The following is a 26,794-nucleotide window of genomic DNA, read 5'->3' on the forward strand; positions in this document are numbered from 1 at the left end:
GGCTTCGGCGACGAAAGTTAGTCTTGGTCGGGAATTTCAATAGCTTGGGTGGAGGTATCGTCCGCATCGCGGTGCGGTTTGCCAGCTTTTAGCCGTCCTCGTTTGAAAAGTGAGCGTTTGATTGCTGGCCGCGTGAGCTCTGCTGCTGGGAGCCGCTTAGCAGAGGATTTTATTTTTTCTAGTTCTTGCTGTTCTTTAGCAATAACTTCATCGGTTTTGCGTTCTGCCCAATCGGTGACTAAATCTTTGATTTCTTCGGTGTCAGCCGGGAGCGCGCCGCGAGAGCGGGCAAAGATTTCTTGCGGAGTTGGCGGAGCCGGGCGGGTCGGCTCTGGGGACTCCTGCTCACTTGCTGTTTCACTGTCCGAGTTACCGGTGGTTTCGGAGGTGCTTTCTTCGGGGACATTTTCGTTGTTTTCTTCCCGCTCGTCCTCATGCTCACTTTCTTCATTAGCGAGAGTTTCTGGCTCATCAGCTTCAGGCAGTTCGCGCGTCTGGGGAATCTCTGTCGTTTCCTCCCCTTCCACGACTGGGGAGGCTTCTGGCGACTCACTTTCTGCCGCATCTTCGGTTGCGTTTTCTTCTTTTTCAGTGGCGGTCTGCTCGCCTTCTGCTGCGTCCGCGGCCTTAACGGTAGTATCGCTGCTCAAAGGAGTCCAGGAGCGGTAACCTTTCGCTTTTTCTTTCGCGGCTGCAAAACCTTGGCGGCTAGCGCGCACACTCGCCCTCTTGACCTTAAAAAATTTATCTGCCAAATAGGCGCGGGCGTGGGGATGCAAAACCGTTCCTACCAGTATAATTGGCACCCAAACCAGGAATAATCCCATGGCGGCAACAGCCAATGGATGCGCCCCCCAGGCAGACATCCGTCCCGCGCCGATAGAACCGGAGGCTAAGAAACAGAACCAAGTGGTCAAAAAGGTAAATAAAAGCCCTCCCACAAGGAAAGATGCTACGTGTGAAAAGAAGTCAACCCGAGCCATTACGGTATAAAACAGATATCCAACCATCAGGCTAAGTACCGCAATCAACGCCAATACCCAATATCCGGGGGTTTGGGCAGGTAGCGCCCCCAGGATAGGCACTGCCGGAATCGGGCCAGCTTTCACCTGAGTTAAAGAACGGATAGTGCCGGTACCCTGCTGGAATCCCGGCCCCAAAATCCAGGCTAACGCCCAGGTCTGAACGGTAGGCAGATAGAGCAGTTGCGCCAACCACATGAGGGCGCCTGCCCCCAGGGATACCCCGTACAGGTCATAGATTTTATTTACTGCCGTGATATGGGAAAACACTTGGGCGAGCACCAGAATCAAGGTGACAATCCCGAAGAACATAAACATTTGCCATCCGGCACGTACCCCGGAAACTACCCAGCCAGGCACCGTCCAGGTGCTATTAGTTCCGTCCCAACTGCGCTCATCGCGGTCGATTCCCAGGCGACGATTTTCCAGATCTTGTCTATAGGCGCGGTCGGGCTGGCGCATCCGCAGGATGAGAGTCCGGCTCCACGCCGTAAAACGGTTAAAATCAGCAGCTAGACGCGCTTTAGGACGGAGCAGCGAAGGTTTTTCGGTATCGGGACGCTGATCGCGGTCAAATAGGTAAAAAGCGTAGGCAACAGCGGCAAGACCGTGTAGGAACGCCCAAAAAAACAAGCCTCCCAGACTATAGGCTCCGCGGATTGCTAGACCCACCAGGGTGGCAATTGCCGCTTGCGCAAAAGGATAAGCCCACAGGATGGTTTTACTTTCGAGGACGAAACTATGTGCTAGGCGCCCAGCTAACCACAGGTAGGCAATCCACAGTCCCAAAGGAATCACCGATAAGGTGGCGGCTCCACCGAGGGTGCCGCTTAGGGGAACCCCGAAGCCTAATGCCCAGACGCTGGCGCCTACTGTCAGGGATTCCGTCCAGACAGTATCCACCATCCAGGGGTTGCCAGAGGTGGAAAAATACACTCCCGCACTGATCGCTAAGAAAATTATCCAGGGAAATATGCAGGTGATGAGGGCGGCGGCCACCATCCGGGGAATCCCTCGCGGAATCCTCACGGTGAGGGTGCGCCGCCCCTTTTGGGAGCTAGCTACGGTTTTGTTTCCAGCCGATTTTGCGGATACTTTCCCAGCAGGGGAAGTTTTCTGTCTTGCTAGCCGCAATTTCCCGCCTAAGGGGCTCCCCTTACCTTTCTTGGTGCCGCCGGAGCCATTCTTGACTTTGTCGGAATACTTATTTTTGCCCCCCGGACGCTCAGTTCCGGATTTTCGCGCGTTTTTCTTTTCTGGTTTAGGCGATTTTCCTACGGAGGTATAGGCGGATACTTTCCTCGCACCCGCAGGTTGCCGAGGAATCTTTGGAACTTTAGGCCGCCGTAACATCCCTACTATTGTCCACTTTTTCGCGGTACTGCCATTTAGGCGCACCGCGCTCAAGCCTGCCCCGCGCTGAATAATGGTTGTGGGGGCGGCGCTAGGCGCCGCCCCCACAACATTTTCAGGTATTTCAATTTTAGCTGACGTGCTGTCACCAGCGGGAGGATTAGCTAACTGGCAGCAACTGCCATTTAGCTAAGCGCTTTATATGCCTCCCGCGCCAGCTCGGCAGTCTGGGAAGGAGTCTTCCCGACTTTTACGCCGTGGGCTTCCAAGGCTTCTTTCTTGGCTTGGGCAGTCCCTGCCGAACCGGAGACGATAGCGCCCGCATGCCCCATGGTTTTACCTTTAGGAGCAGTAAAGCCTGCTACATAGGCGATCACCGGTTTGGTGACATTAGCGGCGATATAGTCGGCGGCGCGTTCTTCCGCGTCTCCCCCGATCTCACCAATCATCACGATTACTTTGGTGTCGGGGTCTTTTTCAAAGGCCTCGAGAGCATCGATATGGGTGGTACCCACCACCGGGTCACCGCCAATCCCCATACAGGTGGTAAAGCCGATATCGCGGAGCTCAAACATCATCTGATAAGTCAAAGTACCGGACTTGGATACCAGTCCGATGGGACCAGAACCGGTAATATCGGCGGGGGTAATCCCCACATTGGACTGTCCCGGGGTAATGATTCCCGGACAGTTAGGGCCGATAATCCGACAGCCCTTTTCCAGGGCGGCATTTACGAACTCGGTGGAATCTTGTACCGGGATTCCCTCGGTGATCACCACGATTAGCGGCATTCCGGCCTCAACCGCCTCTAGCACCGCCCCTTTAGCGAAACGCGGGGGAACGAACACTACCGAAACATTCGCGCCCTCTTTTTCCATTGCTTCTTTTACGGTGCCAAAAACCGGTACCGAAACCGTTCCGGCTTTAATACCTTTCTTTTCTGCGGCTTCTCCCAGGGGGACGATATCGAAATCGACCGTTTGCCCTGCTTTCTTGGGGTTGGTACCCCCTACCACATTGGTACCGGCACCTAGCATTAATCGGGTGTGTTTGCGCCCCTCGGAACCGGTCATGCCCTGTACGACAATCCGGGCTGAGGAATCAAGGAATACTGACATTTGGTTTCTCCTTATTCTTTTACCGATTCTTAACAGCCGGCAGCGAGTTTAGCTGCCTGGGCGGCACCGGCATCCATAGTTTCTACCATGGTCACCTGCTGCAGGTTCGCTTCTTCCAAAATCTTGCGACCAGCCGCCACCGCGTTACCATCTAGCCGCACCACCAGCGGCTTCGTGGCTTTATCGCCCAACATTTCGATTGCTTTCACGATTCCGGAAGCTACCTGGTCGCAGGCGGTGATTCCCCCGAATACGTTTACGAATACTGACTTGACCTGGGGATCGCCCAGAATCACGTCCAACCCATCAGCCATCACCTGCGCGGAGGCGCCGCCCCCGATATCTAGGAAGTTGGCTGGTTTCACTCCATATTCCTCGCCCGCGTAAGCCACCACGTCCAAAGTAGACATCACTAGACCAGCGCCGTTACCAATAATCCCCACCTGACCTTCCAGGTGTACATAGTTCAAGCCTTTTTCTTTAGCTTTGGCTTCCAGAGGATCCTCGGTGCGTTTGTCTACCAACTGGTCGTGACCGGGCTGCCGGAAACGGGCATTATCATCCAAGGTTACTTTCCCGTCCAGGGCAATAATCTCGCCTTCTTCACTGGATACTAGGGGGTTTACCTCGACCAGGGTAGCATCCTCGCCCTGGTAGACATCCCAGAGCCCCTCCAGCACCGGTACGGCCTTAGCGATCAGCTCTTCATCCTCGAAACCGGCCTGTTTCAGAATGTTGCGGGCAACATCCTCGTCAATCCCAGTAACCGGCAGCGGAACTTTGGCCAGTGCCTCCGGGCGCTCTTTGGCTAGCTGCTCGATTTCCATGCCGCCTTCTTTAGAGCACATCGCCAGGTGGCGACGGTTTGAGCGGTCAAGCAAAATCGAGAAATAGTATTCGGAAGCGATATCGGCACCAGCGGCAACTAACACCCGATGCACGGTATGCCCCTTAATATCCATACCCAAGATTTCTTCGGCTTTTTCGCGGGCTTCCTGGGGACTGCGAGCGAGTTTAACCCCGCCAGCCTTTCCCCGCCCTCCTGTCTTTACCTGCGCTTTTACCACCACTAGGGGTGCAGCGAGTTTCTCGGCAGCTTTTTGCGCTTCTTCAGGAGTTTCGGCCACGATTCCGGCTAGCACGGGAACTCCGTGAGCCTCGAATAAGTCACGAGCCTGGTATTCGTAAAGGTCCACTTGCACGTCCTCTCAGTAAGTACCTCGACATCAAGATATAGGACTATAGTACCGCATATTTGCGCTTATTTCGTCACCAGAAAGTGTTCTCCCTCACGTTTGCGCTGGAACAGGGTTGGCATCAGAAAGCTCCGCGAAACCCGTACGGAAATGAAACATCAGTAACGATGAGGGCGCAGGTGGGGATTTTCTTTCCTTCGTGCACCCGCTGAGCTTTTACGCGGTCAGAAGCGAAAAAAATACCGGTTCACGGTACAGTTAAGTGACAGCCGGAACATGCTGGACGAAAAACCAAGAAAGTGAAACGGAAATAGCTATGCTTTTGTGGGATCGCGCAGCCGCGCTGATCGTATGCTACTTCTTGGCGACACTGCTAATTCCCTTTCTGGTCAAATACTTTAGGCAGCGCACTTTTTACATCGCCGCCCTCATGCCCCTGGGAGCCTTAATCTGGACGCTATCGCACACCCGGCAGGCTTTCGGCACGGGATCGCAAGGATTGGCTGACTTTTATCAATGGTCAAGTGCGCTAGATTTGGAAATAGGATTTCGCCTAACCGGCCTATCATGGCTGATGCTGACAGTAATTAACCTGGTTGGCGCTTTGATCTTGGTGTATTGTGCGCAATATTTCTCTGAAAATTCTCCGCGCCTTCGTCAATTTATCGCAGCTTTCCTAGGTTTTGCCGCCTCGATGTCAGGTCTGGTCTTAGCAGATCACACCATGACCCTCTATTTCTTTTGGGAAATCACCACTTTCAGTTCCTTTATTTTGATTGGTCACGAGGCTGAGGAACGTGCCTCTCGCGCTGCCGCTCGCCAAGCGATTTTGGTGACCACCACCGGTTCTTTAAGCATGTTCGCCGGTTTCGTGATTTTAGGAATCATGCCCGGAGGCTCCTTTAGAATCAGCGAACTGTTAACCGTACTCTCTTCCCCTACCGCCCTGGGCACTCCCGTCGAGCCGGTGGCAGCTATCAGCGGATTAGCGTTAATTCTTTTTGCGGCAGTTACCAAATCGGCGATTTTCCCAACCCACTTTTGGCTCCCCTCCGCGATGGCTGCCCCCACCCCGGTCTCGGCTTTCCTGCACGCTGCCGCGATGGTTAAAGCTGGTATCTACCTACTTGCCCGTTTTGCACCCGCCTTTGCCAGTTTCCCCGGACTTACCTGGGCAATCGTAGGTTTAGGGGGATTCACCATGCTGCTAGGTGGATACTCCGCACTGCGGCAAACCGACCTAAAACTGGTGTTAGCTTTCGGTACCGTATCTCAGCTGGGATTCCTGACTATGCTAATTGGCTCAGGGAACCCCCAACTTTACTTGGCGGGACTGTGCGTTTTGGCTGCACATTCCACCTTCAAATCCGGATTGTTCCTAACTACGGGTACTATTGAAAAACAGACCGGCACCCGCGAGTTTCCCAGCCTGTGCGGGCTGGGGGAACGTTCCCGGAAACTGGCCATTTGCGCTCTCGCGGGGATTCTATCTATGTCCGGAATCCCGATCACCAGCGGATACCTCGGAAAAGAGCACGCCATTACCGCTCTTCTAGGTGCAGGACGCGACCTTGAATCCGAGGTGATTCTGGCGGTCCTGATTGCCGGATCTGCCCTCACCTTCGCTTACTCGCTGCGTTATTTTTGGGGAGCCTTTAGCCATAAACATGACCGGCAGGGAACTTGTCCCCATCGCCAAAAACTGCGGGCAACCGGTAAAACTCTGACCATCATTCCCGGCGTACTTACCGGACTTTCGTTGTGCCTGGGGTTCCTGCCCGGTGTCCTTGACGGTTTTCTGGGGCAAACCGCTGTGCAAATCTACGGGAAAAATCCGGGTCATCTGCATCTTTGGTCAGGGATACTCCCCGGTTTGGTGACCGCGCTGATCCTGATTGCAGGAGGTTGGTTGTTCTGGAGTCGCGCCCGCCTGGCACGCTTGCAACGCCGTCTAGCCTTCTCGCCGCGTTGGGGCGCCCAAGGTATTTATTCGCGCACTATCCGCAGCCTAGAAAGTGGCGCCTCCTGGGTGACTGGCAAGGTACAAACCGGATCCCTACCTACTGATCTTTCGGTGATATTTACCGTTGCGGTGTTGGCAGGAGCAGTATGCATGCTAGGGATTTCCGATATGCATCGCTGGCATTTCGCCGATTCCTTCGGGCAAGCATTCATCTGTTTTGCCCTTATCGGAATGGCCACTATCTGCGTAGTTGCTCAACGTCGCCTAAATGCTGTGCTGGCACTTTCGGCTTGTGGAGCCGCAGTTGCCGCAGTTTTCGTTCTCCAGGGCGCCCCTGACTTAGCGCTAACTCAACTGGTAGTCGAAGCGGTCACTTTGACTCTTTTCTTGCTGGTACTGCGGCGCCTACCCGCACGTTTTTCTCGTCGCTTCAGCCGCTGGGCGCCCGGGTACCGGCTTCTAATGGCCGCTGCCTGCGGAGTGGGCGTAGTGCTATTAGGGCTATCCACCGCCTCTGCCCGGATTCACGAACCGGTCTCCAACCTGGTAACTACCGAGGGTAGCATTTTTGCGGGCGGTCAAAACCTGGTCAATATCTTGCTGGTGGACGTGCGAGCCTGGGATACCGTGGGGGAACTGTCGGTACTGCTAGTTGCTGCCACCGGGGTTACCGCCCTCATCTACCTGCGAGGATTATCTACTGCGCTCGCTGACTCCCAACGCGCTCGCCGATACCGACTATTGGCGAGGGCACGCAAACGGCGGGGTCGCTTAAAGGAAACTTCTGCCGCCCCCCAGCAAACCTGGCTAGCCGTCGCCACTTTAATCAATCCGCGCCGCCGCTCTATTTTGCTGGAGGTTTCCACCCGAATCCTCTTCCATACTTTGCTGCTGGTATCGGTATGGCTACTGTTTATTGGACACAACCACCCTGGTGGAGGCTTTATCGGTGGCATGGTTGCCGGTATTGCTATCACTATCCGTTATTTTGCAGGAGGGCGTTTTGAACTGCTGGAGGCAGTCCCGGCGCGTCCGGGCGGGGTGATCGCTATCGGAATGACTACTGCGGTAGTTAGCGCCCTAGTCCCCCTGGCCTTTGGCTACACCATTTTGCAAAGCGTGGAGGCTCACCTTGATTTAGGAATCTTAGGGGATTTGCACTTTACTTCTGCAATGGGGCTAGATATTGGGGTATATCTGCTGGTTATCGGGGTGGTGCTTGATTTGCTGCAGTCCTTAGGATCCGAGATTGACCGGCAGGGCGAATCTGCGGGACACCAGTTGCCGGAAATTGATATTACCGGACGCGAAGATCCAGCGGATCAGCCGCCAGGCTTTAGGGACGCTAAGGGCGAGACCTCAGTTTCGTCCTCCGCGAGCGAAGGAAAAAAGCTCCCTCCAGAACTAAGTTCCCCCTCTGAACCTCGGGAGGTACAGCGATGAGTGTTTCTTTATGTCTACTTTTAGCTGCCGGCTTCCTGGTTGCCTGCGGGGTTTACTTGGTCACTGAACGCACTTTGACCCGCATAGTTATCGGATTAGGACTGCTGGGTAACGGAATTAATTTATTTCTGCTTTCCCAGGGCGGTGCGGCCGGGACCGCCCCGATTCTAGGAACTGCCCTTTCAAAAATGTCCGATCCGCTCCCCCAGGGCATGATTCTGACTGCGATTGTGCTTTCTATGGCCACTACCGCCTTCGGTCTGGCGCTTGCCTATCGCTCCTGGCGACTGTCGGGGCATGACGAAGTTACCGATGACCTGGAAGATAGGCGGCTGGCAAAGAAAGTGGGCGATACCGAGCGTTTCTTGCGCCTAGATTTGGATGAACTCGACAAGAGCCACGGACGTAAAAGGAGGGAGCTGTGAACTTTCTGTTGGCACTGCCAGTGCTCCTCCCCCTATTAGCGGCAGCTTTAACCTTAGGATTGGGACGCCACTATCGCACCCAATCAGTAGTTGCCTTCACCACCCTGACTGCTTCCCTGGTAGTTGCCATCATGATTTTGGTGTTTTCCGACGAGGCAACCCTGGTTCTAGATGTCGGTTCGTGGGCGGCTCCAATCGGGATTTCCCTGGTTGGTGACCGTCTAGCTGCGATAATGCTGTGTACTTCCCTGGTGGTGATGGTGGCGGTACTGGCCTATTCCCTTGCAGAAGGCACTGTCCACGAGTCAGAAGATATCCCTACCCCAATTTTTCACCCCACCTACCTGGTGCTATGTGCCGGAGTTAATAACGCGTTCCTCACCGGCGATATGTTTAACCTTTACGTGGGGGTAGAAATCCTGCTCACCTCCTCTTTCGTCCTGATCACTCTGGGAGGCACCCGAGATCGGATTCGTTCCGGTACCGTCTATGTGGCGGTTTCGATGGTGGGGTCAGCGGTTTTCCTGATTGCCCTGGCTGCTCTCTATGGCGCCTGTGGCACTATGAATATGGCGCAGCTGTCTATGCGGCTAACCGAAATCGACCCGGCAGTCGCTATGCTGATCCAAACGCTATTCCTGGTGGGTTTTGGTTTGAAGGCGGCGGTTTTCCCGCTTTCGGCTTGGCTTCCGGACTCTTATCCTACGGCTCCCGCCCCGATTACCGCAGTATTTGCGGGTTTGCTTACCAAAGTCGGGGTGTATGCAATTATCCGGATGCAGGTACTGATTTTCCCGGAGTCACCGGTGGATATAGTGCTAGCAGTGGTGGGGATTCTCACCATGATTGTGGGAATCTTAGGGGCGGTCGCTCAAGACGATATTAAACGGCTGCTTTCTTTTACCTTGGTTTCCCATATTGGTTTTATGATCTGGGGGATTTCCCTGGCCAATACCCTGGGGGTGGCTTCGGCTATCTTTTACGCCGTCCACCATATTTTGGTGCAAACCACTTTGTTCCTGGTGGCAGGGATGATGGAGAAGGTAGGCGGCTCCACCTCGCTGCGCCGTCTGCACTCTCTGGCAAAAATTTCCCCGCTACTAGCCGTCTGGTATTTGATTCCGGCTTTCAACCTGGTGGGTTTTCCGCCTTTGACCGGATTTTTGGGCAAACTTGGTTTGGCGGAGGCCACGGCGGCGCGTAACACTCCCCTGGCTTGGGCGCTGCTGGCTGCGGGGCTGATTGCTTCGCTGCTCACCCTGTATGTGGTGGTGAAAATCTGGCTGCAAACTTTCTGGCAGGGACGTGAATCTGCGCAAGAAAGTGGCGGCGAAGAAGAGGAAGCGGTCGATACTTTTGATACTGCCTCCCGGATTCCGCGGGGAGTATGGACAGCAACTGGTTTCCTAACTGCAGTAACGATCGGTCTGTCGGTTTTTGCCGGTCCGGTCTATACCTTTACTGAACGCGCCACGATTTCTATGTCACGGGCCGAATATCAACGCGCGATTCTCGGCGAGGACGGACGCGGACACGGGATCTCAAAAATTGCTTCTGGGCTCCCGGAAGATTTGGTTACTGAGGTCGGAGGTCAAAATACTTCCTCGGGAGGAAAGACTAGTGCGCACGACTTTATTCTCGATGCGTTTTCGCTGGTTCCAACGGATTTTAGCGGATCCGCCCTGATGAGGGGAGGTAGCGATGACTAACGAAAAAACGAATAGGCTCGACAAAGGGAACGCAGCTCCGGTGGATTCCCCGGAGAAGATTGTGCAAGTGCTAGCAGATTCTGTTGACGACCGGGACAAGCGAGAGGGATTGGCAGAACCCCCCGCCAGCGTCAGGTCGCAACGCCCTGATCTAAAACAGCGTTTGCGAACACTGCCTCGCCGCTGCTCCTTGGGGATGACTACCTGGCTGTTTGTAGTGTGGCTATTGCTGATTCGGGATCTTTCAGCGGTTTCAATTTGTGGCGGTTTACTGCTTGCGGTAGCACTGCAGATATTTTCCCCGATGCCCCACGTCAATCCGGTCAAGCGTTTTCGCCCTCTGCGAGTAACTTGGCTGATTCTGCGGTTTGCCTGGGATTTGCTGGCTTCGGCTTTCCAGGTGGCTTATGTGGTTTTGCGCAGCAAACCGGCTCGTCCCCAGATGATTGAAGTGGAGATGGTGACCCGCTCAGAGTTTTATTTGACTATGGCATCGGCAATGACTTGCCTGGTGCCCGGGTCTTTAGTGGTGAGTGCCCAGATAAATCCTTCGCGCGTAGTTTTGCACGTGTTGGACGGACAACTTTCGGGAGGAGCGCGGGGAGTAGAGAAATCTTTGCACGCCCTCGAAATGAGAATTGTAAAAGCCCTGGGTAGCCGGGCAGAGATTCGTGAGGCCGAGGAACGTTTGCAAAGCTATGAACAGCTAGTTGCGGAGGGGAAAATCCCCTATTCGGGCAGGAGTCCTTACCTACCCGCGGATATGCCCCAGCAACCTGCTAGCGAAGGGAGGCAGGCGCTATGACCTTAATTTTCACTTTGAACTGGGCGATGTTGTGCGTTGCTGAACTACTGGCGCTCTATATTTTATGGCGGGGACCGGGGATTTTGAATCGTACAGTGGCGCTGGATCTGCTTACTGCCATCACCATCGGGATTATTTGCCTGATATCGGTTACTGGGGAGCGCGATGACACCATGCAGATTTTATTGATTCTGACTTTGGTGAGTTTCTTGACCGCGACGTCGGTAGCGCGGATTATTGGGCAGCGTTCGGCGGCGGAACAGGCTCACGATGCTGATCCTGGTGCTGCTATTAAGCCGCAGCAAGTGACCGATACGACCACGGCGGAAGGAGGACGCGATGAGTGAAACTTGGTCTACCGTCCTCACATACCTGGGAGTAGCGATTTTAACCCTGGGTTCTGCCATGACGCTGATTGCCGCCATTGGAGTGGTTAAGCTGCCAACTTTGTTGCAAAGGCAGCACGCAGCTACCAAACCGCAGTTAACTGGGTTTATTTTAACCTGTCTGGGATTAGTGGCGATTCGGCAAACCTGGTCCTGGCTTACGGTAGTGATGCTGGCGATTGTGTTGCAGACAATAACTGCGCCGATTGGGGCCCATTTGATTGGGAGAACCGCTAAACAGCGCGGAGAAATCAAAGATGCCGGTGAGACGGTTTATCGCCACCTGCACTTGCCGGTTCCCGGTAAAGATGCGCCTGCAGTAACCCGAGACAGTTAACTTCAGGTACACCCGTAAGCAAAATAAAACCACTCTCAATGTAGTTTTTATTATGCATTGGATGCTGTATTTGATACCTGAATGCTGTTTTCCCGGGGGTCTGAAGCAAAATCACCTTGCTAACAACATCTCGATATACATGTTTACGATATTGCTAATTTCCGGCACGGTAGCTATCCCGGGAGTGAGCTGCATTTAAAAATCAACCCCACGTATAGAGTAATTCTTGAACCGTGGTGACTATCGATTAATCGTGTTCTGGGAGGCTGTCTAAGACTGCCTGCCACTGGGCAATTTTTTCGGGTACGCCCGGCATGTCACCGAGGAACAGATCAATAAAAAGCAGGACAGAATCAACAAAACCAGCCCCATCACACTTTTCGTGGCTATCTAAAAGAGCTATTTGCTCGGGGGTAGCATGAGCTTCGAAGAAAGCGCGCGAAGCAGCGTAAAGCTCATCATAAGTCATCGTTTTGATCCCCGGAATAGTCGATAACCGCTATACTCATGTCCACCATGACAAGCATAGTCCTGCCTTAGACATAATCTCTGCCGGGGTGGAATCTTTCACGGCTCCAGCCTTAGACCCGATAATCCCGCGAGATTATTCCCGTAAATATTTTAGGGTCGCTTCAGACAGGGGCAAGGGATAATCTCCGGTCTTTGCGTAATCGTCCTGTAAAGTAACTAGCTGTTCGCCAAGGGTTTTCGGTAGACCGATCCGTTCCTCAAACGCGAGCGAGACTATGAAATCCAGGTCTTCGCCCTCGCCATATTCGTAATCTGCTATCAATTGTTGCACTGCAGGGCTAGCTGTTTTTTCTAAATGGCCACGCACCCGTTTATATAAATCTAAATACGTCAGCATATATTTACCGTAGTTTGATAGTTATCTTCTAGATATCCGCTGGCAGATATTTTTTAGATTTACATCCAGTCTTGAACTCGTTTATAAGAAATTTGAACTGGATATAAACCTTTTTTCATTTTTTCAATATTTTTAAGGTCAGTTTCATCAATTATTAGCGTAACCGTATCACTATCTGTTGCCTCACTCCCCCACCCAGGGCGGATTCTATTAGCAGAATCTGGTAACCGCGCTTGACGGAGAGAAGGTGATGGCTATAGCTGCCGCTTAAAACTCCCTTTAGGTCTTCCGGCTTTCCCCGGGTGGGTTTCCTGCCAGGCGTCCACGGTTTCGGGTAACCAACCGTATTTGATGGCCTTTCCCGCTCCTATGGATGCGTCAGGGGCGGGGAACGTGCCGCGCGCAATATGACTTTTTATGGTGTGAGGGGATAACCCGAACCACCGAGCCACGCCGTTTACGGTTAAATAGTTAATCATGTTTCTTATTTTGGCGGCATATGCCCGTCATACTGACCAGCGACACCGGGGATACTAACAGTTATATTTCTAGATAATAATTTTGTCCTCTTTGGGTTAGATAAACTACCCCGTCTGTTAGTACGGACAGCCTTTTATTTATTTTTGTGTTTGCCCCCCAGCAGAGCATGTCAGGCTAAAATAGCGATTGAAACGTTAACCAACAGCTAACGAATTTGAAGCCATAGCGTATTAACTTCTTTCTCTAGTTTTACCCCCCCGCCGAGACCACCCAAGAACCACCTCCCAGATAGGGGGGGCGTTTTGCCTAATTTTTAGCGAGCTTTCCCCAGGCCTTGTTCTCCAGTTCCTATCAACGAGGTCTCCGACATTCTTTGGGAGGCAAGGAGTAACCATCTCCATTCGGGTCAGTTAGATACCAGTAAGCTACGGTAGTTACATCATCTCGGCGTTCGAATAGGTGATCTCCCCGGTCTCCTATTTGCTGTAAAGTTACCTTTAGACGGGTGGAAAATCTGATGGGATCTAGCAGGTGCCATCTATACATCCCATGACCTGTCGGCATATCTTTAGCATAGGGGGAAACTCCGCTGTTATCTCGATTTATCTGTTGATGATACCCCAGGTAAGCAGAATTAAAATGAACTGCCTGAGGATCTTCCGGTCCCTCCCATTGATCCCGGAACCCCCATGCGCCTCCTACATAATCTTCGAGACCAGTACCAACAATGGTTGCAAAATCTTTATCATCATCAATATAGAATTTTACTTCCCCTTCTCCATACCAAAACCGTTCCAACTGGGTCAGAAATACTTGTGTCCCTACGTAGCAGCCAGTGCCAGTAATATTTGCTAGAACATGATCTTCCCCTAATGAATTTGAACCGTTTGTACGTCTCCATTGAGAATGTAAGTAGCAAATATTGTCGGGGAGCTTGTCATTTAAAGAATAATCCACTTGATAAAAGAATCCGTCAAGATTTTCTTCATGTTCGCTTACAATTTCGATACGAGCTTCTTTTTTGAATGGCATTTCTAAATAACAATTTAGCCCTCCCGTTGGAGCCGAAACCATTACCGCAGAAGAGAAAATTACTGTTTCTCCGAAACCACATCCAAAGAAGTCTCCAATCGGTACATCGATAGCTGCCCTAGGAGAGGAATCCCAAGTAATACGCAAACGCAAGTTCCTTAACACGAAAGGGTTCTTTGCAGTACGAGTGGGCATAGTAAACCACAAGTGGCGTATCACACCGGGTCCTTCAATTCTTGCAATTTCAACGCTTTCGCCCGCCGCTATGGAAATACATGGGCTTCCTTTCCGCCCTTGCCCAAGCTTGGATGATGCTCTTCCTCCTTTCCCGGGCAAACCATTTGGGTTCTCCGCTGTGATTGCACGGGACAAAGTGGGTAGATATTGGGTATACAAAGGTAAATTCATTTTCTATTCCGTTTCGTGGATTGTTGTCATCACTTAACTGATCCTGCAGCGACACCGCGTGTCAGTGTTCGTTGAAAAAAAGCGAAGAACATTAGCGTTGGCAGCAGGGATAGTAACGAAGCTGCCGCCATCTGGGTCACGTCTAGTGTATTTTGACCTTTAAGGTTAGCCAATGCGATGGGCAAAGTTTGCGAATCTGGCCCGACTAACATAATCATCGGAATTAGAAACTCATTCCACGTCCACACGAAGAAAAACACCATTAAAACCGCCAACGATGGTCTCATTATGGGATACACCACGCTAACGAGAACACGAAAGCGTCCAGCCCCATCCACTTGTGCCGCCTCTAATACTTCTCTTGGAAAAGTAGACATAACAGACGCTAGGAGATACGTCCCCATCGCTGCTTGCAAAATCGAAAATATAATTATTACCGACCAAACTGAATTATGCAGACCGATCCCCTGTGCACCGTAGAATAACGGATAGAGCAACGCCTCTTGCGGAAGCATTGTTGCTATTAATAATACAAAGATTAATCCGGTTCTTCCTTTTATACGGCCGATCCCCAACGCATATGCTGAAAATAGTGAAATTACAGTCCCTACCAGGGCAGTAACACCAGCAATTAGTACAGAGTTCCAAAGCAGCCGAGGAAAATTAACGGCACCTAGATACCTATTAAATGCACCTGTTGTCCAATTTTCTGGAAAAGCAATCGGGCCGTTAATCGAATAGTCAGCCGGATCTTTAAATGAATTAATAACAACCAAGTACAGCGGTGCCAGCATCAACATAGCTACCAGCAACACTAGAAGTAATACACAGTACTTTATTACCGCGTGGCGAACACTCGAAGCTGAACTACGCTCCATTTTTTCTTTTTTTAAAACAGGTATTTTTTTCATTACACAATTACCCCTCTTCAATCGCTTTGGATTGCCAGTAGACAAGCCCACCGGCGATAACAAAGATGGTCAGTGCTAAAACTGTAGCGGACGCGGCACCATACCCCACTCTCGAAAGTTCGAAGAAATTCCTATACGAAAAGAACGAGGGGACGTACGTTGATAACTCAGGCCCACCCCGAGTTAATACCATTACAGGCGCAAATAACTTCATTGCCCCTATAGTTGCAGTTAAGACGACCACAAAGATATCAGCTCTAATATTTGGAATGGTGATGTTTTGAAAGCGCTTCCACCACCCAGCACCATCCAACTGAGCAGCTTCATATAGTGAAGGATCCACCCGCTGCAGTCCGGACATAAATATAACTACCGGATAACCAATTTGTAGCCAAATCATCATTAGCATTATCGAGTAAAGCGCTAAATCTGTACTTCCTAACCAGTCTGGCAATACATCAATTCCGACGTGACGCAATATTTGATTAAGCGCTCCATCTCGGGTATTTAGAATCCAACTCCAAAGAACTCCAGCTACAGCTACAGGCAAAATTTGCGGAACGTAATAAGTTGCACGTAAAAATGATGCGATCGTTCCATTAAAATTGCGCCCGATAAAATCAAATAACGCAGAAGCTAAAATCAATCCAATAATAGTGGGAATAATAGCAATAGCAATCACCATATAAATGGTATTGAGAAATGAAGACCAAAACAGGTGGTCTCTAAGCAAATCAGAATAATTTTCCAGTCCCACCCATTCCATTTTAGCCCGACCCCCTTTCCAGCTAAATAAGCTTATAAAGACATTAGCCGCCAAGGGGATTAACACAATAACACTAAATCCAACTACCATTGGTAGCAGATAAAGCCAATACGCTCTCCGCTCTCTTTTTTTCCAATTCATAATTCACCGATTTATTTTCAAAGAGAAAGCAATATATTTAAATTACTTATTACCCTCATAATAATCTTTCATTCCTTTTAGAAATTTCTTGCCACTTTGGGCTCCAGAGGCAATTGACTGCAATCCCGCCATTTGGTAATCCAAGAGCCCAGGAACAGGGTAATCTGGATAATAAGATAGCTGGTTTTTTGTCTTTAGAGTCTGAAATGTTTTGTTCATTTCTTTCATCCGCTGATCTTCAATCGTCGACGGATCGACAATCACCGGGATTCCTCCTAGCTTGGCAATTTCTCCTTGTACAGATTTGCTCAAACTCTTCTTGATCCAAGCTCTGGCGCACGCCTTGTTCTTCGCATCTGTGGGAATGGCCCACAAATGCCCCGAAGCGCCAGCAGTAAGTTTTGAGTCGGGGAATTTAAGCATGCCCCAATTGAATGGAGCCTCCTCGTTTATCCGATTGAACGACCAAGTACCATTTGCCATGAACGGCATTTTCCCTGCAAGAAACGCCCGCTCCATATCATCGGCCTTTAAACCAGCTAGCTGCTTACCCAAGTATCCTTTCCGCAACCACTTTTCAAGATGAGCAGTCCCTTCAGCAAATGCGCCGCCCGTGATATCCGACCTACCCGACATAAGAATGAAGTTGTCAATCTCTTTTCTAGAGGCATTTTGAGAGACAAGTTGCCACCAAGTTTGTAGAACTGCATGCTCGCCAGCATTCGACGACACGGGAGTAATCCCATCCGCAAGGAGTTTATCAAACACCGATTCAAGCTCTTTCATGGTAGAAGGTATTTCAGTGATACCATGCTCCGCCAGCAAATCTTTGTTGTAGTAGAAAGTAAAGTAGCTGGCTGTAGAAGGAACACCATACCAATCACCCCCACCGGCTCTACCCTCATCGTCATATTTGGCTAAGGCTGCCACTGCCCCCGTAATCTCTTTATCCCAGTGGTTCTTTTTCACAAGTTCATTCACAGGCTCAATTAACCCCTGTGACGCAAGCTGCCCAGCATCGGCGTTACCGGTATTTATAAGCACAACATCAGGCACACTCCCACCCGAGAGCAAGACCTTCGCATTGGAGCGAAACGCCTCGAAATTCGTAGTTGCCCATTCGACGTCAAGTTCCGGATTCTCCTTTTTAAATTCGTTAAGCCCCTTCTGCCACCCCTTGTACTGAGCGGAAGTGGTCGGCTCATATTGGAGTATGCTGCATTTGCCAGATAGCTTTGCCGGATCATTGCCGCTATCAGCAGATGCACTACTCGAATGCCCATTCCCACCTGCACACGCGCTTAGACTCATAGCAAGAACCAGCATTACGCCAACTGCGTTTTTGATTTTTGACATCTTTGTCCTCCTTAATTTTGTAAAGAGTAGGTATATTCGAAACACCCACGATAAGGTAACGTTACCTCAGAATGTTTCATAAGACAAGTAGCTATCGCCAAAAAGTTAAAAAATGTCCCCTACATGCCTGCGCCAAGGCTTAACGCTGCTTTCACTAAACCTAAAACATCTGCAGCACTAGCCACGAAAGCAGTAATAAAGTTCCGGAAAATCACCGCTCATGCTAGAATAATAACCTAATGGTTACAATAAAAGATGTTGCAAAAGCTGCAAACGTGAGCCCCATGACAGCATCTCGTGTCGTCAATCGAACAGGTAACGTTAACTCAAATATGCGTTCTCGTGTGTTACGCGCAGTTGAGCAACTCGGTTATGTACCAAACTTGTCCGCATCAAAACTTAGAGCTTCCAAAGGCAAACATTGGACTATTGGGTTAATCCTTAGAGACGTTTCGAATCCTTTTTCAGCAGAGCTACATAGATCAATAGAGAAGTCACTTCGAGATTCCGGCTCGCTGACCCTTACAGCAAGCAACGATGACAATCGCGAATACGCGCGGGAAGTCGTAATGATTATGCGTGCCCACCAAATCGATGGACTTATTATTGCTCCCCCACCAGGTAGCCAGTCATATCTAACAGCAGCAGCTGAAACTGGATTGCCTATTGTAATCGTGGACCGCCCCTCAGAATCCGGCCTAATTCCTTGTGTTATTTCCGACAACTACGAGGGCATGCGTCAGGCGACCCGCCATCTTGCATCTTTCGGACACCGTCGTATCGCTTATTTAGGTGACGAGCTTTCAGCGCCAATGATCGCTCGTAGGGATGGGTTCTTTGCTGGATTGGACGAGATGCGTATTGCCAGAGATGAAACAATAGTTTTTCTTGATCAAGTCAATCCCAATCAAGCTAGGAACACTGTTTCGTCTTTACTAAAATCCCCGAATCCTCCTTCAGCCTTTTTAGGCTCTCGAAATCGGATAAATGTAGCCATTCTCCAGGCGTTACGAGAGCATGGTCAGGAAAAACAAATTGCCATGATCGGATTCGACGATGTAGAACTGGCCGCTGAGCTAAGTCCAGGCATGACCGCTATTGCTCAAAATCCGGCGTTGATTGGGCAAATAGCAACTGGCATATTGATTGAAATGATTGAAAACAATCACATAGACGGCCAAACGGTGGTAGTGTCCACCCGTCTAATCCCGCGCGGCTCCGGAGAAATCTCATGTTCCTCCCAATATGTCGACTAAGTGATTAATCCTTCATATTCTATATCCGTTAGAACCATCGTCCCCCCCCCCCTTGCTCGGCACGCCAAAGAGTCACTCCAATCACCTGGCGTGTCTTCTGGATAAACTCTGGCACCACCTATTAGGTAGGCAGTTTCCAATCCGGCCGTCCCTGATCAGTAACTGCGAAAGTCCAAAAAAGAGGAAACCACAAGAGGAATCAAATCCGGGGCGCTCGAAATAAAAACGCCTAGCGAACGAGAGACTACAGTCTCCACAGCGCCAGGCTATCGCCTGCACCAAGTTGCTAAAATCCCGGACAAATACCCTCTTACAGCGAAAGACCCACCAGGTGTCCGACTGCGCCAGTAATGAGCATGGCGAGGGCGCCGCCGATAATCACCCTAATCACGGCACGTCCTCGGGGAGCTTCCGAAAGCCAAGCTGAGGTGTAACCGGCCAAACCTAGCGCCACCAGCGTCAAAATGAAGGTGGCGACAAACTTGGAGACCGGCGGGAACAGCAGGATGGCCAGCATCGGCAAGACCGCGCCTAAGACAAAGGAAATCGCCGAAGAAAATGCGGCGTTCCAGGGGTTAACAAACTCTTGCGAATCAATCGAGTAACGCGCCTCTACCTGTGCCGCCACTGGATCAATCGCAGAGTATTCTTTTGCCACTAACCGGGCAGTTTCCAGCGAGAGCCCTTTGCCCTCGTAAACCTTAATCAGACCCGCAAACTCGCCCTCGGGATCTTTCCTCAGCCGAGTTTTTTCTTTATGAACCAGCGCTTGCTCCGTATCCTTTTGGGTAGATACGGATACATATTCGCCTGCCGCCATAGAAATAGCTCCCGCGACCACTGCCGCCATCCCGGCGGTAAAGATCGCAATATTATTTTGCGGATCAGCGGCGGCCACCCCGACCACTACGCCGGCAGTCGACACAATGCCGTCATTAGCTCCCAGCACCCCGGCACGCAACCAATTCAGCTTGGAGGCCGTCTTTACGCTCTCGTCGGTATGCTCATCACGCTCGCGCGTACCGGAAGTAGTACCTAGTATTCTCTCCCCTACCAAACTCATTTGGCACCTCCACTTACCAGTACGTTTTAGCTGCTTAACGTTTTTTCTGACTTCAAGGTCAGATTAGCAAGACAAAAATTTTTGCGAGCTAAAAAACCGGATAACGTAACCAGAAATGGAAAAACTAGACCGAAAGGGACAGCATCTCTAAGGGAAGGCGAGCCAAAGGAAAAATTCTAGGATTCTTGCCTCACGCCCTCGGAAATCGAACGAGGAAATCGGCCGGCGGGGTCAATCCCCTACATCAACGCGCGTAACACCCTAGCCCTGTCCAAAAACAGATTCCCTCCCCCATCTACGGAGGCAAAGTAGGGCTAACCTTAGTTAAAATTTGCGTCAGCCAACCAAAGAAAACCCGGTCTAACCGGCACAAATACCGCCAACTAACCCTCAAAATTACCTAATTAACAAAAGGGCTATCTTGCGTAAATAGTTCCCCTGTTATGACACCTGAGGTCTCAGACAGAGCAACGCCACTGAAAGCTTAAAACAGAACCTACCGCGCAGAAACTGCCCTACGCTTCCCAATTCTCCAGGAAAGCGCGAACCGCGGCGGCGCCGCGATAAGAGGCTTGCGCCCCGACCTTGGTGGTAGCTAGGGAAGAAACTGCGGCAGCCAGGCAAGCTCCATCTGCTAATGAACACCCCGCCGCCAGCGCCGACAACAAAGACCCCATGAAGGAATCTCCCGCTCCGGTGGTGTCTACCGTCTCCACCGGGAAAATCGGGATCCGGGTGGCCTCACCATTATCTAGCACAAGCGAGCCATCACCCCCCAAAGTCAACACCACCTGTTTCATTCCTAAAGAATCGACCGCTTCCCGTAACTGGTTAAGGTCTTCAACATCTAGTTCGCGGCCACTTAATACCGCCAGTTCGTGTTGATTAACGATCAACACATCAACCAGTTTCAATAGGGAATCTGAAACCTGAGTTATAGGCGAAAAGTTCAGTACCACCTTTACACCTGCCTGGTGAGCAATCCGCGCCGCTTCCTCAACCGCATCTAGAGGAGCTTCTAGACACAAACCCAAGGTCTTCGCCGAGGTAATAACTTCGCTTTCTTCCCGAACTAATTCCACATTTACCAGCGCATTTGTCCCCGCGGAATAAACGATAGTGTTCTCTCCAGCCGCATCCACTGTAATCAAGGTCGATCCCGATGCACCCTCGCAACGCTTAACCCCGGTAGTGTCTACTCCCGCGCTGTTAAGGGAAGCCATTAAGAGGTCGCCATGCCCGTCATCGCCAACCGCTCCGATAATCTTAGTTTTCGCACCTAAAAGGGCGCAGGTAACCGCTTGATTAGCGGATTTACCTCCAGGAAGGGTCACCAATGGACCGCCGATAACCGTTTCACCCGGACCTGGGAGTCGCTCAGTTTCTATGGTCAAATCAGCATTAATTGACCCCACCACGGTAACGGGTGCCCCTAAAGCATCCAGCACTCGCTGCGCAGTTGTCACTATCTCTTTCATCTGCTTCATGTTTCCTCACAAATACCAAAATTTTATTTCGCTAGCTCGGATAAACTTTCGTACCAGCATTTTCGCGGTAACCGATTCGCTTTAACATCTTGCGCACTCGATTCTGAGTGCGCCCAGAAGTAGCCGAAACTCGTTGAGGGAACGCGTGACCATTAAGGCATTCACGTCCAATTTTTTGGCGATTTTCCTAATAACGGTCATCGCGTTCCCTCATTCAATGTTTCTACTGCCCTAGCTGGCGGCTGCAGGTTGGCCCGCTGCCTTCGGAATTAGGAACGAGGTTCCCAATGCCAATAGCAGCAGCACAGCGCCCGTGATAATCGCGCCGAGATGCCCGCCGTAGCCTCCACCTAAAGAGGTCATTACCGCATAGAGCACCGCGAAGGAAATACCGGCTCCCAGGTTGAAAGCACCTGCGTTAAGCCCCGGCAGGTAGCCGGGATTGTCGGAGGGCGAGAGTACAATCCCTAGACCATTAAGCATGATGTTAACCGTACCGGCATAGGTTAGACCTGCGAGGATAGATACCAGTAGCAACACCCAGGCTGCGGCACCGTTCATGGTAAACATCAAGATTGCGAGGGAGATTAGCGCACCGATCAGGCCGTAACGCAGAACTCTGCGATACCCGAAGCGACCTGCGAGGGTACCAGCAACGGGCCCCATCACTAGACCGGCAAGCGCGTAGGGCGTAAGCGTCCAGAATGAAACCACGTCCGCCCCTAACCCCGCACCAAACTTGGTGTCTTGAGCAATGGAAGGCACAATTCCGTTCATGATTGCAAAAATACCGGTCATGGTGAGTACCGTGGTCAGTAGTAACGCCCAGGTACTGCGCGAACTCAGATAGTGGCGGGTGACCAGAGGATGTTCGGTATTGCCTTCTTGACGCCAAAAAAGCACGAAGAAAATAGCCGCAGCTATTATTAACCCGATTACCACCAGCCAGTTAGCATTCTGCAGTTTCGCAATCTCATTAATGGCGATTAGGGCGGATCCCACTGCTACTACCAGATAGAACGTGCCGAGCCAGTCCATCGGTTGCGGCTGATCAACAGTAGATTCATCAGTGAGAAAACGGACAGCAAACGCGGCAATTACCGCAATTACCGCCATCGTCCAGAACACGGAATCAAAACCAAAATTCTGAGCTAACCAGCCGCCAGCGATAGCATCGACACCGGCGATACCACCATTAATGGCGGTAATAACCCCCATCAAGGTGCCATAACGTTTAGGATCTGGCACCGCCACCCGCAACATGATTAGACACAGGGGAACGGTCGGTCCGGCCACGCCTTGAATAGTACGTCCGATAAACAATAGGGCGACTGAACCGGTAACTCCCGCAAGAGCCGAGATTACGCAGCCCACAGCGGTCAGTCCCATCATGCTAGTTAGCAGTTTGCGCCTGCCAATCATGTCGCCCAGCCGCGGCAGGAATAGACTAAACAGCGCTGCCGCCGTAAAGAACACGGTTTGGGTTAGTCCAATCATTGCCGCAGTGGTGTTAAGTTCTTTTTCCATCAGCACCAGTGCCGGTGACAGCATGGAAGCGTTTAGCTGGAAAGCGAAACAGGCTACAAGTAGGGCGGTCATTACCGCGCCTACGGAACGAACTTTACTCATTAGCAGTTACCCTTCTGCACGCGGTCGATAGCATCGATAACCAAATCCCAGAAACCCTCAAAGTCTAGTTTGGTGGCTGCCTTCGTGTGGCAGTCTTCTCCGGCAGGTTCTCTAAAGTCCGCGACAGTCATCCCATCCGTGAGGGCGCCGCGGAGCTCAATATCCAGCGGTACCCGCACAGTTTCGACAATGGCTGGGTCGATTAAATAGGCAATGGTACAAGGATCGTGTACTGGCGGGAAGTCGAAACCTTGCGAATCTTTGTAAGCCTTACGGAAGAATACGAACAGATCCAGCACGAACTGGGCAACCGGACCGCCGAGCTTCTGGATTTTGGCAGTGATTTCGTCAGTAGCCAGGGCTTGGTGGGTTAAATCTAATCCCACCATCACTACTTCCCAAGGCTCATTAAAGACGATATGGGCAGCCTCGGGATCGACTTTGATATTGAACTCGGCAACTGCCGACCAGTTCCCCACATGGTATCCCCCGCCCATCAGCACTACTTCGCGTACTCGTTCTACGATGCGCGGTTCCTTGCGCACTGCCATCGCGATATTGGTGAGCGGCCCGGTAGGTACCAGCGTGATTTCCCCGGGTTCATGGCTCATAATCGTGTCGATGATCAGGTCGATCGCGTGCTGATTTACCAGTGGTTGCGGTTCAGGCAAATCCACTCCGTCGAGTCCGGATTCACCGTGTTGCTCGGGAGCGACCTCAACCTCACGTACCAGAGGACGATCACATCCAGCCGCAATCGGCACCCCCTCCATTCCGAAAACAGTAGCTATCCGCTGGGCATTGTTAGTTACCTTCTTCAGCGTCTGGTTGCCACCAACAGTGGTGACGGCTAGCAATTCGATTTCGGGGTTGGCATGAGCCAGCAGCATAGCAATAGCATCGTCATGCCCGGGGTCACAGTCGAGGATAATTTTTCGCGACATCTTCGTCTCCTTTGCGCGATTCAACAATCTTTTCGCAAATGTTTGCGTAACTTGAAACTAACACAAAGACGCAGGAAGAATATGGTTTTCAGCAGAACTTTACAGTTTTGAAAATGTTTACGTAAACATGCCATGCAAGTTATCCTCACAGAAAAATCCTTAAGCTTTTCTCCGCGCGGGACACGCGAATAAAAGATACTCTTAGAGACCGCGTCAGCGCAGGTAGCGATGCATAGAAATAGATATAGCAAGCTGAGGATGCGTAAGAACGCTGCTCAGTAGCTAAGTCGGCGCGGGCAGCGATTTTATCCGAACGGATGCGGCAAGCATAGAGCCCGGAAAACACCAAAGGTATCTTCCGGGCTCTATCCAGAAGGAAAAATTGCGACTAAGGCACGGTCGCGGCAGCTAAACAACGAGCGAGGACGTGAAGTTAGCGCGGGCAGCGATTTTATCCGAGTGGGCGCGGTGGGCATAAGAAATCCGGAAAACGTCGCTACGTTTTCCGGATTTCTTGGGCGGGAGGAAAAATCGCTACCCGCGCTTTTATGGAAAGAATATAACCTACTGACTAGCCCTTGTGTGCCTCGTCGCGGGTGCGCTTGTTTTCCTCATCCGGATTCCCCATGCCGGCACTGGGATTAAACCAAGTCCAGGCCAAGAACACCAGAGCAGTAATAAGTAGCCCTACGCCGGAATACATATTGGCGTTAATCGGGGTGTTATTAATATCCTCCAGATTATTCGCCACATAGTCCGGAACCGTGGCTGCGTCAATCACCAGACCGCAAATAATCAGGAATAGTCCGATAATGCCCAATACCAGGCCGCAAATAACTCGAATATCGTAAATGTGAATCTTTCGTTTCATTTCTTTAACCTCCCCCTAGTGGAACACCGAGTTTAGAATCAGCACCAAGACACCTGCCACAATCGCCAGCGGAATCGGGCGCCGCAGCAGCGGCAACTCGTGCAACTTCGGATCCACGCGACTCTCTTTCGGTGTAAGCGACCATACGAATCCTTCCAGTTCACGGTAATCCTTGGGCTTGGTGAACATGGAAACTACCACGTTTACCAGTACGCCCACTATGAAGGCGGCAGAAGCAGCAATAAAAGCTTGGCCTTGGCCGGGCAACTCTAAAATCTTGTTCCAACATAAAACGTTGACAAATAGTGCTGCCAAAGTACCAAACAACAGCCCCGTCCAACCGCCGGAGGGCGTTGCCCGCTTCCACAACATACCGATAATGAACGAGGCAAACAGCGGCGCGTTAAACATCGAGAACAGCTGCTGCAGCAATTCCATAATATTGGGGTACAGCGAGGCAATCAGCGCTGTGAATACGGCAACCGTACAGGCCACGATGGTAGCGTTGCGTCCTACCTTCAGATAGTGCTCATCGGATTCATTCGGCTTGAAATAGGCCTCATAAATATCGACTGTGAACACGGTGTTAAACGCCGAAACGTTAGCGGCCATCCCCGCCATGAAGGAGGCTAGCAGACCGGCAATCGCCAAACCCAGCAAACCATTAGGTAGCAAATCCCGCATCATCAGCAGCATCGCGTCGTTATAGCTAACCTGGTAGCCAGCCGGAACATGTGAGGATAGGTTCGCGAGCGCTTCCTCGCCTACCCCCATATATTTCGGCCCGCCTTTAAGCTTCACGATCTCGGGAATCAAAACCCCCGCCACCATACCTGGAATAATCACCAGGAAGGGAATAAACATTTTTACGAAAGTTCCGATAATCGGGGTCTTTTGCGCGGCAGCGATAGAGTCAGAGGCCATCGCGCGCTGTACTTCCACGAAGTTGGTAGTCCAGTAACCGAAAGCCAGCACGAAACCTAGCCCCATCACCAGACCAAACACCGACATCGCTGGGGAGTTAAACCCGGAAAGCAAAGTGCCCGGCCAAGAATGCAGCTGGTTATTAGCATCCTGATAGACCGGGTTAGTAGCCTTGCCTGCCCACTTGGTGATCTTTTCGGTTAAACCTTGATAGCCACCCACACGGTACAAACCAATCAAAGTGACTGGCAACAGCGCGGCAACAATCACGAAGAACTGCAGTACCTCGTTATAGATAGCAGCTGCCAGGCCGCCGATGCTGATGTAGGTCAATACAATCACTGCCGCGATAACCAAGGAAATCCATAGCGGAATTCCCAGCATCCCGTTGACGATTTTACCGAGCAGGTACAGGTTTACCCCGGCGATTAGCAGCTGCGCAAGGGCGAAAGACAGCCCGTTGATTAGGTGCGCGGCAGTCCCGTAACGCTTGAGCATGAACTCCGGAACTGAACGGACCTTTGATCCGTAATAGAACGGCATCATTACTACGCCCAGGAACAGCATCGCGGGAATCGCGCCTACCCAGAAATAGTGGAAAGTGGGTAGCCCGTATTGCGCACCGGTGGCGCTCATTCCCATAATCTCGACTGCACCCAAGTTGGCGGACACGAATGCCAGACCGGTTACCCAGGCCGGCAACGAGCGCCCGCCAGTCAAGAATTCGTCAGACGAACTGGCTTTCCGTTTCATCATGAACCCTACGGCCACTACGAACGCAAAGTACACAATGATTGGGAAATAGTCGTAAAACTTGGGCTCAATCAGGGTGGTTGCCTCATTGGGCATTAGTAATATCGGGTGGATCATTCCCTCCCCCTTTTCATTTTGGACTCCAATA

The 26,794-nt window shown here is 51.3% G+C and carries 23 protein-coding genes; 7 read left to right on the forward strand and 16 right to left on the reverse strand.

Features of this window, described 5'->3' with window-relative positions; all coding sequences use genetic code 11:
• Window positions 1-17: 17 nt before the first annotated feature.
• The 3 genes from BQ5456_RS03320 to sucC all read right to left on the reverse strand — a co-directional run bounded on the left by BQ5456_RS03320 (window position 18) and on the right by sucC (window position 4,689).
• A complete protein-coding gene (locus BQ5456_RS03320; RefSeq protein WP_071128746.1) occupies window positions 18-2,483 on the reverse strand; it encodes a cell division protein PerM in 2,466 nt (821 codons plus the stop codon).
• Window positions 2,484-2,560: 77 nt separating this feature from the next.
• Entirely contained in the window at window positions 2,561-3,493 is a 933-nt protein-coding gene (gene sucD, locus BQ5456_RS03325) for a succinate--CoA ligase subunit alpha (RefSeq protein WP_071128747.1), read from the reverse strand.
• 29 nt (window positions 3,494-3,522) lie between these two features.
• Window positions 3,523-4,689, reverse strand: coding sequence for an ADP-forming succinate--CoA ligase subunit beta (sucC, locus tag BQ5456_RS03330; protein WP_071128748.1), 1,167 nt, complete (start codon window positions 4,687-4,689; stop codon window positions 3,523-3,525).
• 316 nt (window positions 4,690-5,005) lie between these two features.
• On the opposite strand from sucC, the gene BQ5456_RS03335 reads away from it, so the two are divergent.
• Genes BQ5456_RS03335 through mnhG form a run of 6 tightly spaced genes read left to right on the forward strand, consistent with a single transcriptional unit; the run spans window position 5,006 to window position 11,757 of the window.
• Window positions 5,006-8,095 carry a Na+/H+ antiporter subunit A gene (locus tag BQ5456_RS03335; RefSeq protein WP_071128749.1) on the forward strand — a complete coding sequence of 1,030 codons (3,090 nt, stop codon included), beginning with the start codon at window positions 5,006-5,008 and terminating at the stop codon, window positions 8,093-8,095.
• The gene (locus tag BQ5456_RS03340) at window positions 8,092-8,520 is read left to right on the forward strand and encodes a Na(+)/H(+) antiporter subunit C (RefSeq protein WP_071128750.1); all 429 of its coding nucleotides are present in this window, start codon (window positions 8,092-8,094) and stop codon (window positions 8,518-8,520) included. The genes BQ5456_RS03335 and BQ5456_RS03340 overlap by 4 nt, the downstream gene beginning before the upstream one ends.
• Window positions 8,517-10,229 (forward strand): Na+/H+ antiporter subunit D, encoded by a 1,713-nt coding sequence (locus BQ5456_RS03345; RefSeq protein ID WP_071128751.1) that lies wholly within the window; start codon window positions 8,517-8,519, stop codon window positions 10,227-10,229. Before BQ5456_RS03340 ends, BQ5456_RS03345 begins: the two co-directional genes overlap by 4 nt.
• A complete protein-coding gene (locus BQ5456_RS03350) occupies window positions 10,222-11,034 on the forward strand; it encodes a Na+/H+ antiporter subunit E (RefSeq protein ID WP_071128752.1) in 813 nt (270 codons plus the stop codon). Before BQ5456_RS03345 ends, BQ5456_RS03350 begins: the two co-directional genes overlap by 8 nt.
• The gene (locus tag BQ5456_RS03355) at window positions 11,031-11,381 is read left to right on the forward strand and encodes an MrpF/PhaF family protein (protein ID WP_071128753.1); all 351 of its coding nucleotides are present in this window, start codon (window positions 11,031-11,033) and stop codon (window positions 11,379-11,381) included. Before BQ5456_RS03350 ends, BQ5456_RS03355 begins: the two co-directional genes overlap by 4 nt.
• A complete protein-coding gene (mnhG, locus tag BQ5456_RS03360; RefSeq protein WP_071128754.1) occupies window positions 11,374-11,757 on the forward strand; it encodes a monovalent cation/H(+) antiporter subunit G in 384 nt (127 codons plus the stop codon). The genes BQ5456_RS03355 and mnhG overlap by 8 nt, the downstream gene beginning before the upstream one ends.
• A 247-nt stretch (window positions 11,758-12,004) precedes the next feature.
• Here mnhG and BQ5456_RS03365 read toward each other — a convergent pair whose 3' ends face one another.
• The 7 genes from BQ5456_RS03365 to BQ5456_RS03395 form a co-directional block, all read right to left on the reverse strand.
• Window positions 12,005-12,226, reverse strand: coding sequence for a hypothetical protein (locus BQ5456_RS03365; RefSeq protein ID WP_071128755.1), 222 nt, complete (start codon window positions 12,224-12,226; stop codon window positions 12,005-12,007).
• Window positions 12,227-12,361: 135 nt separating this feature from the next.
• Window positions 12,362-12,625 carry a hypothetical protein gene (locus tag BQ5456_RS03370; RefSeq protein WP_071128756.1) on the reverse strand — a complete coding sequence of 88 codons (264 nt, stop codon included), beginning with the start codon at window positions 12,623-12,625 and terminating at the stop codon, window positions 12,362-12,364.
• Between the two features lie 254 nt (window positions 12,626-12,879).
• Window positions 12,880-13,104: a helix-turn-helix transcriptional regulator gene (locus tag BQ5456_RS03375; protein ID WP_071128757.1), complete on the reverse strand. Its 225-nt coding sequence runs from the start codon at window positions 13,102-13,104 to the stop codon at window positions 12,880-12,882.
• 352 nt (window positions 13,105-13,456) lie between these two features.
• Entirely contained in the window at window positions 13,457-14,356 is a 900-nt protein-coding gene (locus BQ5456_RS03380; protein ID WP_205407843.1) for a glycoside hydrolase family 172 protein, read from the reverse strand.
• Window positions 14,357-14,574: 218 nt separating this feature from the next.
• Complete coding sequence (locus BQ5456_RS03385; protein ID WP_071128759.1) at window positions 14,575-15,456, reverse strand: carbohydrate ABC transporter permease; 882 nt, start codon at window positions 15,454-15,456, stop codon at window positions 14,575-14,577.
• A gap of 7 nt (window positions 15,457-15,463) precedes the next feature.
• Complete coding sequence (locus tag BQ5456_RS03390; RefSeq protein ID WP_205407844.1) at window positions 15,464-16,363, reverse strand: carbohydrate ABC transporter permease; 900 nt, start codon at window positions 16,361-16,363, stop codon at window positions 15,464-15,466.
• Between the two features lie 42 nt (window positions 16,364-16,405).
• The gene (locus BQ5456_RS03395; protein WP_071128761.1) at window positions 16,406-17,719 is read right to left on the reverse strand and encodes an ABC transporter substrate-binding protein; all 1,314 of its coding nucleotides are present in this window, start codon (window positions 17,717-17,719) and stop codon (window positions 16,406-16,408) included.
• 239 nt (window positions 17,720-17,958) lie between these two features.
• On the opposite strand from BQ5456_RS03395, the gene BQ5456_RS03400 reads away from it, so the two are divergent.
• Window positions 17,959-18,975 (forward strand): LacI family DNA-binding transcriptional regulator, encoded by a 1,017-nt coding sequence (locus BQ5456_RS03400; protein WP_071128762.1) that lies wholly within the window; start codon window positions 17,959-17,961, stop codon window positions 18,973-18,975.
• A 310-nt stretch (window positions 18,976-19,285) separates the two neighbouring features.
• On the opposite strand, the gene BQ5456_RS03405 is transcribed toward BQ5456_RS03400, so the two are convergent.
• The 6 genes from BQ5456_RS03405 to BQ5456_RS03435 form a co-directional block, all read right to left on the reverse strand.
• Entirely contained in the window at window positions 19,286-20,038 is a 753-nt protein-coding gene (locus tag BQ5456_RS03405) for a VIT1/CCC1 transporter family protein (RefSeq protein ID WP_071128763.1), read from the reverse strand.
• 515 nt (window positions 20,039-20,553) lie between these two features.
• On the reverse strand, window positions 20,554-21,525 hold the full coding sequence (locus tag BQ5456_RS03410) for a ribokinase (protein WP_071128764.1): 972 nt from the start codon (window positions 21,523-21,525) through the stop codon (window positions 20,554-20,556).
• A 231-nt stretch (window positions 21,526-21,756) separates the two neighbouring features.
• On the reverse strand, window positions 21,757-23,154 hold the full coding sequence (uriT, locus tag BQ5456_RS03415; protein ID WP_071128765.1) for a uridine transporter UriT: 1,398 nt from the start codon (window positions 23,152-23,154) through the stop codon (window positions 21,757-21,759).
• On the reverse strand, window positions 23,154-24,098 hold the full coding sequence (gene uriH, locus BQ5456_RS03420) for a uridine-preferring nucleoside hydrolase UriH (protein ID WP_071128766.1): 945 nt from the start codon (window positions 24,096-24,098) through the stop codon (window positions 23,154-23,156). Before uriH ends, uriT begins: the two co-directional genes overlap by 1 nt.
• Window positions 24,099-24,669: 571 nt before the next feature.
• On the reverse strand, window positions 24,670-24,969 hold the full coding sequence (locus BQ5456_RS03430) for a hypothetical protein (protein WP_071128768.1): 300 nt from the start codon (window positions 24,967-24,969) through the stop codon (window positions 24,670-24,672).
• Between the two features lie 15 nt (window positions 24,970-24,984).
• Window positions 24,985-26,763, reverse strand: coding sequence for a sodium:solute symporter family protein (locus BQ5456_RS03435; protein ID WP_071129903.1), 1,779 nt, complete (start codon window positions 26,761-26,763; stop codon window positions 24,985-24,987).
• Window positions 26,764-26,794: the final 31 nt, after the last annotated feature.

The organism is Varibaculum massiliense, from assembly GCF_900106855.1.
GTDB lineage: Bacteria > Actinomycetota > Actinomycetes > Actinomycetales > Actinomycetaceae > Varibaculum > Varibaculum massiliense.